Source organism: Neobacillus phoenicis, from assembly GCF_047302305.1.
GTDB lineage: Bacteria > Bacillota > Bacilli > Bacillales > Cytobacillaceae > Neobacillus.
This window is the reverse complement of sequence record NZ_CP154847.1, coordinates 3,125,525-3,141,332: the sequence shown is the minus strand read 5'-3', so window position 1 is coordinate 3,141,332 and position 15,808 is coordinate 3,125,525. Positions and strand designations below refer to the sequence as shown.

Here is a 15,808-nt window from a genome sequence, read left to right as displayed (position 1 = left end):
TCAGGAGGGAAACTAATGGAGCGACAAGTACGCTTGATTCCGTACCAAGTGATTTCAGAGGTTGAAGAAGTAACCGAGGTGCCAAAAGGGGTAGACATGATACAGGCCCCGAAAGTCTGGGAGAAGACAAAGGGAAAAGGAGTCACGATTGCTATACTTGATACCGGCTGTGATTTGACTCATCCCGACTTGAGGGAACGGATTATTGGTGGAAGAAATTTCACGAGGGATGACAAAGGCATTAAAGAGGTGTATCGAGATTACAATGGCCATGGCACCCATGTGGCTGGTACAATGGCAGCGACGATCAATCAAAAAGGAGTTGTTGGTGTAGCTCCTGAAGCCAATCTATTAATTGTCAAAGTCCTTGATAGAAACGGCTCTGGTCAATATGAATGGATCATAAATGGAATCTATTATGCGATAGAACAAAAGGTTGATATTATTTCCTTGAGTCTCGGTGGTCCGGAAGATGTACCTGAATTACACGAAGCGATTCAAAAGGCGGTTGCAAATAATATTCTTGTTGTTTGTGCGGCCGGTAATGAAGGGGATGGGCAGGATGCAACTGATGAATTTGGTTATCCTGGTTCTTACAATGAAGTAATCAGTGTAGGAGCGATCAACCTGGACAGAGAAATTTCTGATTTTACTAATTCGAATAACGAAGTGGATCTCGTGGCTCCTGGTGAAAATATTCTTTCAACCTATTTGAGAGGAAAGTTTGCTAGACTAAGTGGAACGTCGATGGCCACACCACATGTATCTGGTGCATTAGCCCTCTTAAAAGCTCTTACTTTTGAATCGTTTGAGAGAGAGTTAACAGAGCCAGAACTATACGCGCAATTAATAAAGAGAACGGTTCCTCTAGGATATTCTCCAAAGTTAGAAGGAAATGGGATGGTGTACCTAACGGCCGTAGATTATTTAGAGACACTTTTCAATACAAATCTAGTAGAAGATGTGCTGAAGGTTTAATTAAAAATCTAGTTTACTAGTTAAATACTTATAAAAAAAGCAGTGCTGAAGATTTCTCTTTGGCACTGCTCCAGGTGATTTATCTTCTCTTGACAATCCGCAATCAATGGAAGAATTTCAAAATTAGACGTGGAATAAAACAAATCCAATTTCGAAATCAACTCCCGCGAGCTGTAAGTTCACAGTTATAATCAGGAATTTCTCGGTGAACATCTAAAGGAAGACCTAATGAATGTAATTTAGGAATTGACTATTTTATTATGATTCTTGTTTTACGGGTGATTTATATAGAGAACAGATTTCTACAGAACGCACATATCAAACATGTGCGTTCTTTTTTTATCACTTAAGGAATAAGAACCGCTCTATCCTTTAAATATTCACACTTCGATGAACATTGAAATTATTAGGGGATAAATTAAGAAAGGTAAATAACAATATAACGAAAGGGTGTAAAAAATGAAGATTTCCAATAATGATTGAACAATCTGATAATTGTTAATATAATTAAGATACTAACCGTTCAGTATGTTTCATTAGCTGACAGTACCGCTTTTTACTTTTTGCAAACGAGGAGGAGAGGAAATAATGAAAGCGATTCAATTTAATGAGTACGGTAAACCAGAGGTGTTAAGAGTTGTAAGTATACCTATACCTTCCATGCAACCCGGCCATGTCCTAGTCCAAGTCAAGGCAGTTGGAGTGAATTTTGCGGATACAGCCCGCCGATATGGACAATATTTGGAAAAGACTCCTCTTCCCTATATCCCAGGAGCGGAAATTTCAGGAGTCATTACAGAGATTTCGCCTGATGTAACAGATTTTAAAGTAGGAGATCGCGTGGTTGCCTTAACGAACAACGGTGGTTATGCAGAGTATATCTCACTACATACATCACAACTCGTTCCGTTACCGGATCATGTAGATTTTAACCAAGCTGCTGCCATCTTAGGCCAAGGAATCTCAGCCTACCATATTTTAAAAACATCTGGACAATTGAAGAAAGGTGAATCGGTCCTGATTCATGCTGCCGCGGGTGGAGTAGGTACACTAGCTGTTCAACTTGCTAAAATCATGGGAGCAGGCAAAGTCATTGCTACTGCCAGTAGCTCGGAAAAGCTGAATCTAGTTTCTTCATTGGGTGCAGACGTAGTAATTAATTATACTGAAGAAAATTGGCATGAACAGGTATTATCTAGTACTGGCGGTAAGGGTGTAGATCTTGTCCTTGAAATGGTAGGCGGTGATATTTTCAAGAAAAGCTTGAAATCCCTTGCGATCAACGGTCGGCTTGTTATCTATGGAAGGGCGGGTGGACAAGAAACAAAATTTGACCCCGCTATCCTGATGCAGCGAAATGTCAGTGTAATAGGATTTTGGCTAATTCATATTCTGAATAACACAGAGTTATATAAAGAGAGTGTTAAAGAATTACTAAACCATGTAAGAGAAGGGAATTTAAAATTAATCATTGGTGAAATTATGCCATTGGATGAAGCAGAAAAGGCCCATGAATTAATAGAAGGACGGAAGACCATCGGAAAGCTCGTTCTAAACCCGTAAAGGGCAATAACATGAGGAAAACGAGGAGAGGTGCTTGCTTTTTGAAAAATGATAAGAGTAAAACTAACATAAGCTATCGTACATGTCCTTTATGTGAGGCTACTTGCGGCTTGGAAATTCATACGCAAGATAGGGAAGTTGTCCACATTAAGGGAGATAAACTCGATCCATTTAGCCGTGGTTATTTATGTCCTAAAGGTTATAGTGTAAAAGAATTGGATTCAGACCCTGATCGCCTTAGAAAACCGATGATCCGTCAGGGACAGGACTGGCAAGAGGTATCTTGGGAAGCGGCCTACACAGAAATAAGGAGGAGGCTTCGTCCAATAATTGAAGAACATGGGAACGATGCGGTGGCAGTTTATTTAGGAAACCCCACTGTTCACAATTTAGGAGGAATGTTATATGGACCAACTTTTTTACGGGCTTTAGGGAGTAGAAGCATCTTTTCAGCTAGCACTCTTGACCAGATTCCAAAACAGCTTTCATCTGAACTCATGTTTGGAAGTGATGCTAACCTTCCGATTCCGGACATCGACCATACTGATTATTTACTAATGATTGGAGCGAATCCGCTTGCTTCTAATGGCAGCTTAATGACGGCACCAAACATGAGAGGCCGATTAAAGGCCCTAAAAGACCGAGGCGGCAAGCTAATAGTTATCGATCCCGTGCTTACTGTTACGGCAAAACAAGCGAATGAACACCATTTTATTCGCCCAAGTACGGATGCGCTGTTCTTATTTGCTCTTATCTGTACTCTTTTTGATGAAGAATTAGTTAAACCTGGAAAGTTAACCGACATTATTAATGGACTGGAAGAAATAAAAATCTTGTCGAAAGATTTTACCCCAGAAGCTGTGTCCTCTAAATGTGGAATATCTGCTGATACCATTCGTCGTATAGCACGAGAATTAGCACAGGCACCGAAGGCGATTGTATATGGAAGAATGGGCACTAGTACACAACTTTATGGTACGATGAATAGCTGGCTAGTGGATGTTATAAATGTTCTTACAGGCAATCTGGACCGAGAAGGCGGTGTCATGTTTCCTAATCCTGCAACAAGGCGTGCCCTCTCGAAAAGAGTCCGTAAAGTTCGTTACAACCGTTATCAAACAAGAATAAGAAATTTACCAGAGGTTCTGGGAGAACTGCCAGTGTCTTGTTTAGCTGAAGAAATAGAAAATCAAGGACCTGGACAGATAAAAGCACTCATATCTATTGCTGGCAATCCTGCTCTGTCAGCGCCAAATAGTCAAAGGTTACAAGACGCGCTCGAAAAAGTGGAATTTATGGTCAGTTTGGACTGCTATCTAAATGAAACCACACGGCATGCACATGTACTGTTACCTGTTCCTTCACCATTAGAGAGATCTCACTATGATATTACTTTTTATAACCTGGCTGTTCGGAATATTGCCCATTATTCACCACCGGTTTTTGACCTTCCAAAAGAGCAAATGGATGAATGGGAAATTCTCTTATACTTGGCAAATGCTGTGAGTGATCAGATGGTCCAAGGGGACGTACTGAAGGAATTGGATGACCTCACAATCACGCAGTTGATCAAACATGAGGTGAAAAATCAAAATTCTCCTATTTCTGAAAAGGATGTTTTGGAAATTCTGGACTTGTTGAAAAATAGAAGGGGTCCCGAGCGTTTACTTGATTTCTATTTGCGAGTGGGCCCATATGGAGAGCAATTTGGCAAAAATCCCAATGGGCTAAGTTTATCCGTACTTGAGGATCACCCCCATGGATTGGACCTAGGGCCTCTTCAACCAAGGATTAAAGAAATTCTTCAAACACCTTCCAGAAAAATCGAGTTAGCTCCTGCAATATTAGTGGATGACGTCTATCGTCTACGAGAAACAATGAAATCTGACTCTTTGAACATACTATTAATAGGTCGAAGAGATCTACGGAGTAATAATTCCTGGCTGCACAATCTGCCTGTGCTGGTTAAAGGAGAAAACCGCTGTTTGCTTTGGATCCATCCTACAGATGCTTCAAGGATGGGGCTAATAAATGGAGATAAGGCATCGGTACAATCTCGTACAGGGAAAATAGAGGTACCCATTCATATAACAGATGATGTGATGCCCGGGGTGGTAAGTCTCCCACATGGTTGGGGTCATGATCTTACTGGAACACGTCTTCAAGTAGCAAGAGAGCATGCTGGAATTAATGTAAATATTTTAACCGATGAGCAAGTAATAGATAAAGTCTCGGGAAATGCAGTACTAAATGGCGTACCAGTTAGGGTTGAGAAGGTAGAGGAACTACAGTCAGTGTCTCTAACTACTTATACAGATCAATAAATTTAATTTTATATGAGAGAAGGGATCTCCAGAAACATGGAGTTCCCTTTTTTTATGAATACGATTTCAGGGTATTAGTACTATTCCACCTGAAAAAAACCCATGCAACAAAAGTCCTATTTAAATACGATACTATTGTAATATATCAAAATATTCTTTAAAATACTCTTATTAATTTAATAGTTATTTACACTACTAGGGGGGACTATCTTTGAAAAGTTTATGGAGAAAATGGGATCAACTGAGCCTAGTCAAACAAATTATTGTCGGTTTGATTATTGGGATCATCTTGGCCGTATCGGTTCCAGATGTAGCAAAACCAGTGGTCATTTTTGGCTCATTATTTGTTGGTGCTTTGAAAGCAATAGCGCCTGTATTGGTCCTTTTCTTGGTTATGTCGGCCATCGCGCAACATAAGAGTGGTCACAAAACGAATATGAAGTCCATTATCGTCCTTTATCTTTTAGGCACCTTTTTAGCTGGTTTCATTGCGGTTGTGGTTAGCTTTATGTTCCCAGTAAGTTTAACTCTCGGAAAGGGTGCGGAGGATGTAACGGCTCCTGGCGGTGTAGTTGAAGTTCTTAAGACTTTACTTCTGAACGTAGTAGATAACCCAGTAAAAGCGATTTTTAATGCAAACTATATCGGTATTCTAGCATGGGCAGTACTACTTGGTTTGGCGCTGAAAAATGCGGCTGACACGACAAAAACAATGATTGCTAATTTTTCTGATGCCGTTTCGAAATTGGTTACTTGGGTCATCCGATTCGCTCCACTAGGGATTATGGGTCTAGTAATTGACTCTATTACAACAAATGGAATCGAATCCTTGCTAAGTTACGGGAAATTGCTAGCTGTTTTGATTGGATGTATGCTCCTGGTAGCACTTGTGGTAAATCCGATTATCGTGTTTGTAAATATCAGACAAAACCCATATCCACTTGTGTTTAAGTGTTTAAAGGAAAGTGGGATTACAGCATTCTTTACACGAAGCTCAGCTTCTAATATTCCTGTTAATATGAAATTATGTGAAGATTTAAATCTAGATAAGGATACGTATTCTGTATCGATTCCACTTGGTGCGACCATCAATATGGCCGGTGCAGCCGTTACGATTTCTGTTTTGACATTGGCAGCGGTTCATACACTGGGCATTCATGTGGATATTCCTACAGCGATCATCCTTAGCGTTTTAGCTGCTGTTTGTGCTTGTGGTGCATCAGGGGTTGCTGGTGGCTCATTGTTGTTGATTCCTCTAGCATGTAGCTTATTCGGAATTCCTGGAGATGTAGCAATGCAAGTCGTTGGTGTAGGATTTATCATTGGGGTTTTACAAGATTCGTTTGAAACGGCACTTAACTCTTCTACAGACGTTCTTTTTACAGCTACAGCTGAATTTAAGAAGCAACGTAAAGAAGGAAAGAACATTCGTATTCAAAAAGCTTCATAATGAAGGAAGAACTTAAAAAATATGAAATGACGTGTGACTTGCCACACGTCATTTTTTATTGCGTTCAAGAAGAAGACAGGATATTATGGAAAAAACAAGAAATAGGGGGGGTATTTTGAGAAGGGTTGAAGTATGTTCCTATAATGAAAAGTGGTCTAATATGTTTTCGGAAGAAGCCGAAAAACTAAAACGGATTTTTAGAAACGAAATCGTGGATATTTACCATATTGGCAGTACAGCTGTTCCCGGGTTAAAAGCTAAACCAATAATAGACATTATGCCTGTTGTGAATGACATTAATATGATTGATACGTTTATTCCAAATATGCAGGAAATCGGATATGAATCAAAGGGTGAGAATGGAATATCTGGACGAAGATATTTTCAAAAAGGTGGGGACAATCGATCTCATCACATTCACATTTATCAGGTTGGTAGTGATGAAATAAAACGACACCTAGTTTTTAGGGATTATCTGAGAAATCATCCAAATGAGAAGAAGGCCTATGGTGAATTAAAAGAGAAATTAGCTCAACAATTTTCTTATGACATTGAATCTTACATAAGCGGTAAGGATTGCCATGTGAAAGACATTGAACTAAAAGCACTGGAATGGTATAAAACTTTCGGAGCAAATTAGCTTGAAGAGGACTTCGAATGTTATCAATGATATTAAAAGGACGTGTTTTCAATTTCACGTCCTTCTACTTTTATTTAAGATTCTCGTAGTGTTCATTGAACACTTTAAAAAGCCTTTCATCCCCGCCTCGGTCGGGATGAAGAGCTTTCAGGAGTTTTTTAAATTCTTTTTTTAGTGTATGGCTGTTCGAGTCTTGATTCTTCAATCCTAACAATTCATCATAGGGAAATGTACTTGGTTTATTGACTTCAATCTGTTCGTTAAGCAATTTTTTTAGGGTGCGTACCTTTGATTGTTCAATTTGTATTCGGGTTTTTAAATAGTCTAATTGCTCGGTAAGGTTGCAGTTTTCTCGACGTGACTGTTCTATTTGGGTAGTAAGCTGAGCGGCATGCTTTTGAATAATAAATTCAGTAAGATCTTTAACGTTAATTTTGTATGTAGTCTTTCTTCTTTGGGCTATTTCGGCCTTTATTTTTCCCTCCTCAATCCACTTCATTACTTCATCGTCACTAGCGGCTATGCCAGCCGAGGTTAAATGTTCTACAGTTTCTTTTACGTTCAGCATAATTTCCACTCTCTTTGTTTTTAATTCTATAGGGGCATTCTCAAATTATCATATCATTAATTTTTTTCAGAAAAAGAACAGGAGTGTGACATTAAGTTAAAGTCTTTTTACAGGTGAGTGACCAAATTTTTAAAAAATATGCACACTTTTTAACATTCATCATATAGTAACTTCTGTGTGAGAATGTTAGAAGGGAAGAAAGAATAATGGATTGTAATCAATTAATAGTTTCAACTAAAAGCGAGTACAAAGAAGGGGATAATGGATACAAGATTATTGAATTTAATGTATCCGATCCAACTGAAAGTTTATTTTCTGTGGTCACTCCTATTAAAAAGCAATAATATGAGAGAGAAAGTAAAAGATGGAAGGAAGCTCACTATTTGAAGATAGTGGGCTTTTCTCTTTTTCTAGATCAAAAACCGTGTATTATCAGCAAAAATAAGGAAAATTAAGAAAAATCCTTACAGGAGGTTTTCATTATGCGGAGGTTTACTTACATATTTTTGCATTAATGTTTGTTTTTTTATCAGCGTGTGCAAATAAGGAAGAATCAAAGGAAAGCAAGCAAACTAAGGAACAATCGGTTAATGTAGACAAGGGGCTTTTTAATGTTGAAATCACTTTACCTGCGTCGATGTTCGAGGGCTTTTCAAAAATTAAAAGCGATGAATGAATTTAATGATCCTGCACCAGAAGGATATGAGTGGGTTCTTGCAAAAGTAAAAGTAAAATTTGTTGAGTCTGAAACAAAGGATTTAGCCTTTCATATTGATGGGATTATGAATTTTACCGCGGTAAGTGAAAGTGGAGATATTTATAGTGGTGACATTGTTGCGTCAACTGATCCTGATTTCAGCTTTGAAATGTATGTTGGGAATGAAAAAGAAGGCTACATTGCGAAGTTGGTGAAAGCAGGAGAAAAAGCACAGCTTCGTTATGAAGAGATGGTAGGGGGCCAGGTTTTCTTTAATTTGCAGTGAATTTTTAAGAGTAGCGCACCTAATGCCGCTCCTCTGTTTTTTATGTGTTTAAAGGTTTTGTTTGTGACGAGTGTTTTATAACATTATTATGTAAACTGAATTGTGATTATTTAATTTGTAAAGAGGAGGTATTTTGATAAAAATAAACATAGAACTGGTAAGAACTTTATGTCACCCGTTGCCGTAAATCCAGCAGGTTTGGGTTACATAGAAGGCTTTTACGTTACCTGTGGCGGTAAGTCCAGCCGGTTTGGGTAACGTAGAAGGTTTTTATGTTACCGGTGGACGTAAGCCCAGCCGGTTCTGGTAACGTAGACCGCTTATAGGTGACCGGCTGCCTTAAGTCCAAACGGTTCTGGTAACGTAGACGTCTGTGATTTTAATGTATATTGCTTTTACTTAGTGTTTGCGAGAACGTTCAACCTCCTTATCCAGAAATAACAAAAACTTCTGTTGTGTTTTAGGGTTGCGAATGATTTTTTTTACACGAATCATACTTTGTAAATACTTTCTAACACGTCGATTGACGAAGAATAATCGATGATACCGCTCATCCTCGTATAATTTCTTAAACCACTCTTGTCCCTTTAACAGGTCAATATTTTTATCGATTTTTTGAGTATTTAATACCGTGCCACTTCCTGAACTATTGAATAATCCCTCAACAAGATCCAATAAAAAGTGTAGAAACATGGTTTTCCTCTCTCTTTTCCGAAGTATGGTTTCCAATGTATTTAGATTCCTTTGTTACTATCATTTTACACGTAAGAAAAAATTAAACCATGGTTTATTTAAGTAAAATTTTATATAGTACCGAAGCAGTAACATGCTACGACCTTATTACAATTTTGTCCATTAAAGGTTCAAAAAGTCATTTTTAACTATTATGATAGAAAAAAATATCTCGAATGACGAAAGGAGGAGCTAATAGTGGAAGAACTGATTAAATTATCGAGAAAAATAGCAGAGAAGAGAAATGAGTATTGGTTACATGATGTGTTTTTCACATACCAGTGGTGGTTATTACTTGGACTTACCATTTTGCCGTGGATCCTATGGTGGAAGCTCGTGGACAAAAAAAGAATCATTGAAATTCTGCTCTATGGCACCGTCATATCTCTTTATTCCATTTTACTAGATGATATTGGATCCCATTTTACGTTGTGGATCTATCAATATCAATTGATTCCAATCAGTGCACGATTAAATCCAATTGATCTAACCGTGATGCCTATTACATTTATGATTGTTTATCAGTATTTCAAAAAGTGGAAGACGTTTTTAATTGCTCAAACCATATTGGCGGCAGGGGCAACTTTTGTAGCCGAACCCATTTTCACGTGGATGGAAATCTACGAACCATTAAATTGGGAATATTACTATTCGTTCCTCATCTATATCCTCTTAGGAGTAGTAAACAAATGGTTTGTTGAAAGGTTGCTCTATGTGGGGGACAGTCCCCCAGAGCGTTAATGCGTTACTGCGTCGGGGGACTGTCCCCCATAAAGGTTTGCATGTCATTTGATAGGGTGGCTGGTTCGGCAGGGTACCAGTAGTAGGTTTTGCCGTCATACATTAGGTCAAACATGTAAGCTATTGGTTCTCCTGTGTAGAGGACCATTTTATAGTAAGTAGGATCTCCATTTTCTGTGTTTGGTTCGAAGTTGGGGGAGCCTTGACTATTTCTAAGTATCTCTAAGAAGCGGGAAACCTTGTCAGGTTCGTTTATCTCTGATATTCGTTCGTTTTCTTCTATGGTAGCTGCTTGATAGATTTCGATTATGTTTACTTTTTCCAGTGGTAGGTTTTTATAGCCCCAATTGTATTTTGTGTGTTCTCTTGAGTAGTATAGTTGGTATTTATGGATGGCACGTGTTGATCTAACAGCAATTACATGTGAATATCCTTTGACTTTAAAAAGATCTGTTCCTTTTTCATGGAAGGCAGCATCTCCGTTTTTTACTTTATATTCCGGGTCTGAAACATTGTCTGCCACTCTAAATTTTACCTCTCCAAGTTTTTCACCAATGTACTTCTCATCTGATATGACCCCTGAATAAATGCCATCATACATAGTTCCATCCCACTTCACAAAATCTACCCAATCAATAACGGTATGTTGACTCGTTCCGCAGCCTACTAAGAAAATAATAACTAATAGAAAGAGACTTATTAATTTCCGCAAATTACCACCTCCAAATTAATAGACGTTTCAATGAGGCATTTGTTTCAACCTTACAATAATCTAAGAAGGAAAAAGGTTTTTTATGTCGTAGTATAAGAATGAGGAGTAATCCCTATAATGCTACCAAAGAAAAGGGAGGTTTTTTGCGATGTATGAACTAAAAACAAAAGAAACTGATAACAGTGTCATTGAGTTTATCGAACAAGTAGATCAGCCTAAGAAACGGGAAGATGCTTATCGATTATTAGATATATTTACAGAAACTACTGGCTATCAAGCAAAAATGTGGGGACCGAGTATTATTGGATTTGGTTCGTACCATTATAAATATGCATCTGGTCATGAAGGAGATGCTCCACTAGTAGGTTTTTCCCCGCGAAAAGCAAAGATCAGTTTGTATTTCGCCCCTGGTGAAACCAAGCGAGAACAATTACTGAAGGAGTTCGGAAAACATACAACAGGTAAAGCATGTGTGTACATTAACAAAGTGGCGGATATTGATGTTGAAGTGTTAAAGGAATTAATCAAGGAATCTGTTGCATTTTTGCAAGAAATGTATCCGGGAGAATAAATTTGCCACAGTAACAATTATTTTTTTACTAAGGAGAACTAGATGAAGAATATGAATTTCCTGTTTCACACCAAAGATTTAGATCGAACATCTTTACCCTACTATTATGACTATGGAAAAATTGTTTCTGTAGTTCAAGAGAAGCTTCTTGATGAAGTAGGAATCGACTTTCAGATGTTTTCTGATGAAGATACATCTAATGAGATTTGGGATATTTTAGAAGAGGACTTAAAGGAGCAGGCTTCTGATGTCCGACTCATTTGTCATATTTACAAAGAGGGGGAGACAAGAACGATCTCGTCAAACCATAACGAGAAGGCGATGGAGTTCATCGTCAAGCCGCGTATTAACAATGGTCTTTATTATTATCCGAATTATGATGTAGCCTTGGCAAAGTTGATTATTTATCAAAGCGACGGGGAAATGACCCGTGATTTTATTTTTGCCAAAAATGACGCGTGCATGGTTTCCTTTTTGAAGTATGTGCTGAAAAGAAAAAGGGATTATATTAAAAACTATGTAACTGTTTTTACAGATACAGAAGAGGGTGTAAAAACAGAGATTGATAGTATTACCACTTTGGTTAAGAGAGAAGATGTGTTTTTAGAGGATACGATGAAGAGAGAGATTTATCGGTCAATTGATGAATTTTTTTCTGAAGAAGGTCAGTTTTTTAAGCTGTATGATATCCCGTACAAAAGAGGGATTTTGCTTTATGGAAGACCTGGAAATGGGAAGACGACATTAGTGAAATCCATCGCTAGCAGCATCCATGCTCCGGTCGCTTATTGGCAGATTACTGAATATACGTCAAGTTATACCATTAAAGAGGTATTTAAGTCTGTCCTCAAATTAACACCATTAGTTTTGGTAATTGAGGATATCGATTCGATGCCTGCTAGTGTTCGATCGGTGTTTCTAAATGTATTAGATGGTGCAACCTCGAAGGAAGGGATTTTCATCATTGGTACCACGAATTATCCTGAAAAAATTGATCCTGCGTTAATGAACCGTTCTGGCCGGTTTGACCGGGCATACGAGATTAAAGTACCGACTAAGGAGCTTCGCTATCAGTATTTGCTTAGTAAAAAAATTGATCAGATTCTGTCAATGGAAGAGCTTCAGGAGGTCATTGATTCTACGAAGGATTTTTCTTATGCACAGCTCAATGAATTGTACACTTCTATTGCGCTTGAATGGCATTACGAACAGCAGGTAGATGTGTCGCGACTTTGTGCAGAATTAAAAGCCATCCAACAGAAACAACAAAAACAGGAGTGGGAGCAAGCACAGGCAGCTTCTATTGGATTTTCTAATTTTGATGATGAATATTAAGTTTCGTTTGAAGTCAGTAGGTTTTCTACCTCTGACTTTTTTATTGTGAAATGGTCCTTTGTTCGCTAACTAAATTGGTAGCATAGCCTATTGGAAAGTAAGCAAACTATAATCGTGGGTGCCATTACCAAAATAGATGGCATACTTATTTGAAGAGAAAACTTAGGTGGTGAAAAAATGGCAAAAAATAAGTATAACAAGAATAAGGCTCTACCAAAAGCAGATGTAGAATTCGCCCAAGAAAATGCTAATGGATTTGAAAAGAAAGCATTGAAAGCGCAAAGAGATGTTAATAAGTAAAAATTTAAAGGGACAATAACCTGTCCCTTTTATTCATTCATTTTTTCATGACAGTTTAACTATTTTTCATAATGATGGTTTCGAACATATTTGCAACTGCTTGGCAGGAATCCGCAATTTCTTCAAGTCCTTCATAGATTTCTTTGTATTGAATAATGCGGATAGGGTTCGATTCAGTGGCAAACAGCTGTTTTATGGAGCCGCGCAAGATGTGGTCACATGATGATTCCAAGTCTTTTATTTTAAGCACGTGTTCTCTGATGCTTATTAATTTCTTTGTAGATAACATTTCAATCGAGCGGTCAATTTCGTAGACAGAGTTTTTGATCGCATCAACAAATTGATGCATGAACTCGTCGGTTTCAATTACAGAATACATTTCAAAAAGGCCAGCGGTATGGTGTAAACCGTCGAGAATATCATCCATGGTAATAGAGAGAGATAGGATATCCTCACGTTCTATGGGAGTGATGAACACAAGATTTAAATCAATGATAAGGTCATGAACCAAGACGTCACCTTTAGATTCATATTCTTTCATTTTTTCGGAAAAAATCTTGAGATCACTTATGTTCTTTATTTTATAGTCAGCAAAGTAGTTCACACTTTCCTTTAAATTTAAAGAAATGTCCATTAAATGGGTAAAGAACTTGTCTTTCTTTTTGGATGCCAAAATAACTCCCCCACATAGTCAAATTCGTACGTGCCAATGATTTTATTTACGCAATTACTATAATAAATGCGGCCTTTGGACAATCAGTAACGGCGGACGTCCCATGTTAGCTTAGTAAAATTGTGGCAGAGTGTGTATGGATGCCTTAGAATGGTATTAAGAGAATATATTGAATATATATCTATCAAAAATAGAACGGTATGTAGAAAGGAGTTCCATATGAAGCTGATTGATGAATACTTTGAAACAGCCATGGAAGCCTGGAGTATGATGCAAAATACTTCTGGAGATGAGGGGGCAGAATGGGCAGAAAGATTTGAACGCTACTTTTATGAATTTATCGATGAATTGAAGAAATGGTGGGCAACTCTTCATCCAAAGCCAACGAATATAGATGAGGCTGAGGAGTTACCTGAAATAAAAAAGTGGATGGAGCGAATCCCTGGTCCAGTACAAATAAATTTTCTTACAGAATTAGAGGATATTTTGGAGGGTTTTGAAACAGAGCGTTTTGATTAAAAAGTAAAGTCTGGTGGGAGATAGTTTTACTTACGTAGCGTTTAACGTGATATCGCCCTTTTAAAGAGCTCTCTAAATTTCTCCCTATCTTCAGATGTAAATGGTTTTGGCCCTTTTGTACGCTTTCCGCTTTTTCGAGCCATTGCACTAAAATAACGTGTTTGTAATAATTGGTCAATGTTTTCATTTGTATAGGTAAACCCTTTATGGTGAAGAACTGTACACCCTTTTGCTAAGCCTAGCGATGCAAGTCCATAGTCTTGCGTAACAATAATATCTCCTATTTCTACCAACTTCATAATCCGATAATCCGCAGCATCTGCTCCAGAATCAACATAAATGGTTTCCACTCCTGAAGGTTGTTCTGCATTAGAAAAATGAGAAAAGCTAGTTACAAGTACAACAGGAATTTCCGCTTTCCTACTTTCAGAGATAATAATATCTTTTACCGGACAAGCATCTGCATCGACATAAATTTTCATCTGTATCTCTCCTATAAAAAAGTTCGAATTGATAGTGATAATAATGGCAGAAAAGGATTTTGTCAAACGTTAGAGATGGTTTTGCTAAAAAAATACATTAACATTTTTGTGGAAGACTAGTTGTTATTACCGTTATAGTTTTGATATAGTTTCACACATACATATGATTTTTTCAGGTATATAGATTATGGGAGCAGCTAGGTAAGATAATGAGGAAATATAAGCTTAAGAATAATTTCAAAGGTATAAAAAAGGGAACACACTTTTATTTGATTGCTGAATCTGAATTCATTGGTGTTAAAGAATTTGTTTTACGCACGAAAGACTTAGCCATCAGGATATCAATTAATGAAAGCGAGATGCATAACAATTTTATTTTATTAAAATATGAATGAATTGTTTAACCAGTAATAGCCCAGTTCATAAAGAACTGGGCTATTTTCAATTTGTCTTTTTAGCCTGTTGACTTAACACAACCATGATTGTTGATGCTGTTATAATTCCTGTAATAAGACATTTGTAGAGATCATTATAAATTAACCCCAGAACCAAACCCATGATTACGCCTACACCTAGGATGGATACTCGTTGTCTTTTGCTCATGATTTATTCCTCCATTTTTCTCAATAGTACATTCACTTTGTGAAGTGCAAAGCCTAAGTCACGCTGCTCTTCTTCACTTAACTTTGTTACATTCACGCTAAGTTTTTGATACAGCTCTGCCCACTTTTTTTCTTCAATTTCCTTACCCGCAGGTGTTAGTGAAATCAATACTGCTCGTTTATCCTTGGTGTCAGGCACCTTATTCAAATAGCCTTCGGTTTCTAAGTCACTTATGATGTTTGTTAGTTGTTGCTTTGCAATCCCTAATCCAGCGCTGATTTCTTTAAGATTCAAAGGCCTTTGCTGCATAAAGATATACTCAATCACGTGGTTTTGCATATGTGATAGATGTACCGAACCTTTGTTCAATTCTTTAAAACTGCCAAAAAGATTTGGAATTAGAGCAATGTATTCTTTAGCTATTTCGTTAAACATACATATCCTCCTTTTTATAGTAATAATATTATTACTAAATTTACTATAAATCAATATATTTATTGTTAATTGGTAATATATAATTTACTAAATTCTAAAATTAGAGGAATCCTGGTTAATAAATAGGCTCAATAGGACAAAAACCTATACATACAATACAGAAGCAAACATTTATAGATGGAGGTGGAGAAGTGGATTA

Annotated in this window: 18 protein-coding genes; 11 read left to right on the top strand and 7 right to left on the bottom strand. The window is 37.5% G+C overall.

The window, feature by feature from the left end:
• Positions 1-15 precede the first annotated feature (15 nt).
• The 5 genes from AA0X95_RS16320 to AA0X95_RS16300 all read left to right on the top strand — a co-directional run bounded on the left by AA0X95_RS16320 (position 16) and on the right by AA0X95_RS16300 (position 6,955).
• Positions 16-978, top strand: a complete 963-nt coding sequence (locus tag AA0X95_RS16320; protein WP_413299610.1) for a S8 family peptidase — start codon at positions 16-18, stop codon at positions 976-978.
• Between the two features lie 588 nt (positions 979-1,566).
• A complete protein-coding gene (locus AA0X95_RS16315; protein ID WP_413299608.1) occupies positions 1,567-2,541 on the top strand; it encodes a quinone oxidoreductase family protein in 975 nt (324 codons plus the stop codon).
• Positions 2,542-2,582: 41 nt separating this feature from the next.
• Positions 2,583-4,865, top strand: a complete 2,283-nt coding sequence (locus tag AA0X95_RS16310) for a molybdopterin oxidoreductase family protein (RefSeq protein ID WP_413299606.1) — start codon at positions 2,583-2,585, stop codon at positions 4,863-4,865.
• A 211-nt stretch (positions 4,866-5,076) separates the two neighbouring features.
• On the top strand, positions 5,077-6,315 hold the full coding sequence (sstT, locus tag AA0X95_RS16305; RefSeq protein ID WP_413299604.1) for a serine/threonine transporter SstT: 1,239 nt from the start codon (positions 5,077-5,079) through the stop codon (positions 6,313-6,315).
• Positions 6,316-6,430: 115 nt separating this feature from the next.
• The gene (locus tag AA0X95_RS16300; protein ID WP_413299602.1) at positions 6,431-6,955 is read left to right on the top strand and encodes a GrpB family protein; all 525 of its coding nucleotides are present in this window, start codon (positions 6,431-6,433) and stop codon (positions 6,953-6,955) included.
• A gap of 70 nt (positions 6,956-7,025) precedes the next feature.
• On the opposite strand, the gene AA0X95_RS16295 is transcribed toward AA0X95_RS16300, so the two are convergent.
• Positions 7,026-7,523 (bottom strand): J domain-containing protein, encoded by a 498-nt coding sequence (locus AA0X95_RS16295; protein WP_413299600.1) that lies wholly within the window; start codon positions 7,521-7,523, stop codon positions 7,026-7,028.
• A 611-nt stretch (positions 7,524-8,134) separates the two neighbouring features.
• On the opposite strand from AA0X95_RS16295, the gene AA0X95_RS16290 reads away from it, so the two are divergent.
• A complete protein-coding gene (locus AA0X95_RS16290) occupies positions 8,135-8,506 on the top strand; it encodes a hypothetical protein (protein ID WP_413299598.1) in 372 nt (123 codons plus the stop codon).
• A gap of 399 nt (positions 8,507-8,905) precedes the next feature.
• Here AA0X95_RS16290 and AA0X95_RS16285 read toward each other — a convergent pair whose 3' ends face one another.
• Complete coding sequence (locus tag AA0X95_RS16285) at positions 8,906-9,199, bottom strand: hypothetical protein (RefSeq protein ID WP_413299596.1); 294 nt, start codon at positions 9,197-9,199, stop codon at positions 8,906-8,908.
• 237 nt (positions 9,200-9,436) lie between these two features.
• On the opposite strand from AA0X95_RS16285, the gene AA0X95_RS16280 reads away from it, so the two are divergent.
• On the top strand, positions 9,437-9,979 hold the full coding sequence (locus tag AA0X95_RS16280) for a CBO0543 family protein (protein ID WP_413299594.1): 543 nt from the start codon (positions 9,437-9,439) through the stop codon (positions 9,977-9,979).
• 4 nt (positions 9,980-9,983) lie between these two features.
• On the opposite strand, the gene AA0X95_RS16275 is transcribed toward AA0X95_RS16280, so the two are convergent.
• Positions 9,984-10,691, bottom strand: a complete 708-nt coding sequence (locus AA0X95_RS16275) for a hypothetical protein (RefSeq protein ID WP_413299592.1) — start codon at positions 10,689-10,691, stop codon at positions 9,984-9,986.
• Positions 10,692-10,839: 148 nt separating this feature from the next.
• Here AA0X95_RS16275 and AA0X95_RS16270 point away from each other — a divergent pair, with 148 nt between their 5' ends.
• From AA0X95_RS16270 to AA0X95_RS16260, 3 genes are all read left to right on the top strand, one after another.
• Positions 10,840-11,262 carry a DUF1801 domain-containing protein gene (locus AA0X95_RS16270; RefSeq protein WP_413299590.1) on the top strand — a complete coding sequence of 141 codons (423 nt, stop codon included), beginning with the start codon at positions 10,840-10,842 and terminating at the stop codon, positions 11,260-11,262.
• A gap of 42 nt (positions 11,263-11,304) precedes the next feature.
• Positions 11,305-12,597: an ATP-binding protein gene (locus AA0X95_RS16265; protein ID WP_413299588.1), complete on the top strand. Its 1,293-nt coding sequence runs from the start codon at positions 11,305-11,307 to the stop codon at positions 12,595-12,597.
• Positions 12,598-12,774: 177 nt separating this feature from the next.
• Positions 12,775-12,897, top strand: coding sequence for a hypothetical protein (locus AA0X95_RS16260; protein WP_413299586.1), 123 nt, complete (start codon positions 12,775-12,777; stop codon positions 12,895-12,897).
• 55 nt (positions 12,898-12,952) lie between these two features.
• Here the strand turns inward: AA0X95_RS16260 and AA0X95_RS16255 are convergent, their stop codons facing one another.
• Entirely contained in the window at positions 12,953-13,570 is a 618-nt protein-coding gene (locus AA0X95_RS16255) for a DUF47 domain-containing protein (RefSeq protein ID WP_413299584.1), read from the bottom strand.
• A 219-nt stretch (positions 13,571-13,789) separates the two neighbouring features.
• On the opposite strand from AA0X95_RS16255, the gene AA0X95_RS16250 reads away from it, so the two are divergent.
• Complete coding sequence (locus AA0X95_RS16250) at positions 13,790-14,089, top strand: hypothetical protein (protein ID WP_413299582.1); 300 nt, start codon at positions 13,790-13,792, stop codon at positions 14,087-14,089.
• Between the two features lie 41 nt (positions 14,090-14,130).
• Here AA0X95_RS16250 and AA0X95_RS16245 read toward each other — a convergent pair whose 3' ends face one another.
• From AA0X95_RS16245 to AA0X95_RS16235, 3 genes are all read right to left on the bottom strand, one after another.
• Positions 14,131-14,571 carry a YaiI/YqxD family protein gene (locus AA0X95_RS16245; RefSeq protein WP_335546813.1) on the bottom strand — a complete coding sequence of 147 codons (441 nt, stop codon included), beginning with the start codon at positions 14,569-14,571 and terminating at the stop codon, positions 14,131-14,133.
• Between the two features lie 441 nt (positions 14,572-15,012).
• Positions 15,013-15,174 (bottom strand): hypothetical protein, encoded by a 162-nt coding sequence (locus tag AA0X95_RS16240; RefSeq protein WP_413299580.1) that lies wholly within the window; start codon positions 15,172-15,174, stop codon positions 15,013-15,015.
• Positions 15,175-15,177: 3 nt separating this feature from the next.
• Positions 15,178-15,609 (bottom strand): MarR family winged helix-turn-helix transcriptional regulator, encoded by a 432-nt coding sequence (locus AA0X95_RS16235; RefSeq protein ID WP_413299578.1) that lies wholly within the window; start codon positions 15,607-15,609, stop codon positions 15,178-15,180.
• Positions 15,610-15,808: the final 199 nt, after the last annotated feature.

What these genes read in the sequence shown, in the direction of transcription:
- AA0X95_RS16320 (WP_413299610.1), top strand. Translation starts at nt 16, where the DNA reads ATGGAGCGACAAGTACGCTTGATTCCGTACCAAGTGATTTCAGAGGTT.
- AA0X95_RS16315 (WP_413299608.1), top strand. Translation starts at nt 1,567, where the DNA reads ATGAAAGCGATTCAATTTAATGAGTACGGTAAACCAGAGGTGTTAAGA.
- AA0X95_RS16295 (WP_413299600.1), bottom strand. Translation starts at nt 7,523, where the DNA reads ATGCTGAACGTAAAAGAAACTGTAGAACATTTAACCTCGGCTGGCATA.
- AA0X95_RS16290 (WP_413299598.1), top strand. Translation starts at nt 8,135, where the DNA reads ATGTTGAAATCACTTTACCTGCGTCGATGTTCGAGGGCTTTTCAAAAA.
- AA0X95_RS16285 (WP_413299596.1), bottom strand. Translation starts at nt 9,199, where the DNA reads ATGTTTCTACACTTTTTATTGGATCTTGTTGAGGGATTATTCAATAGT.
- AA0X95_RS16270 (WP_413299590.1), top strand. Translation starts at nt 10,840, where the DNA reads ATGTATGAACTAAAAACAAAAGAAACTGATAACAGTGTCATTGAGTTT.
- AA0X95_RS16265 (WP_413299588.1), top strand. Translation starts at nt 11,305, where the DNA reads ATGAAGAATATGAATTTCCTGTTTCACACCAAAGATTTAGATCGAACA.
- AA0X95_RS16260 (WP_413299586.1), top strand. Translation starts at nt 12,775, where the DNA reads ATGGCAAAAAATAAGTATAACAAGAATAAGGCTCTACCAAAAGCAGAT.
- AA0X95_RS16250 (WP_413299582.1), top strand. Translation starts at nt 13,790, where the DNA reads ATGAAGCTGATTGATGAATACTTTGAAACAGCCATGGAAGCCTGGAGT.
- AA0X95_RS16245 (WP_335546813.1), bottom strand. Translation starts at nt 14,571, where the DNA reads ATGAAAATTTATGTCGATGCAGATGCTTGTCCGGTAAAAGATATTATT.
- AA0X95_RS16240 (WP_413299580.1), bottom strand. Translation starts at nt 15,174, where the DNA reads ATGAGCAAAAGACAACGAGTATCCATCCTAGGTGTAGGCGTAATCATG.
- AA0X95_RS16235 (WP_413299578.1), bottom strand. Translation starts at nt 15,609, where the DNA reads ATGTTTAACGAAATAGCTAAAGAATACATTGCTCTAATTCCAAATCTT.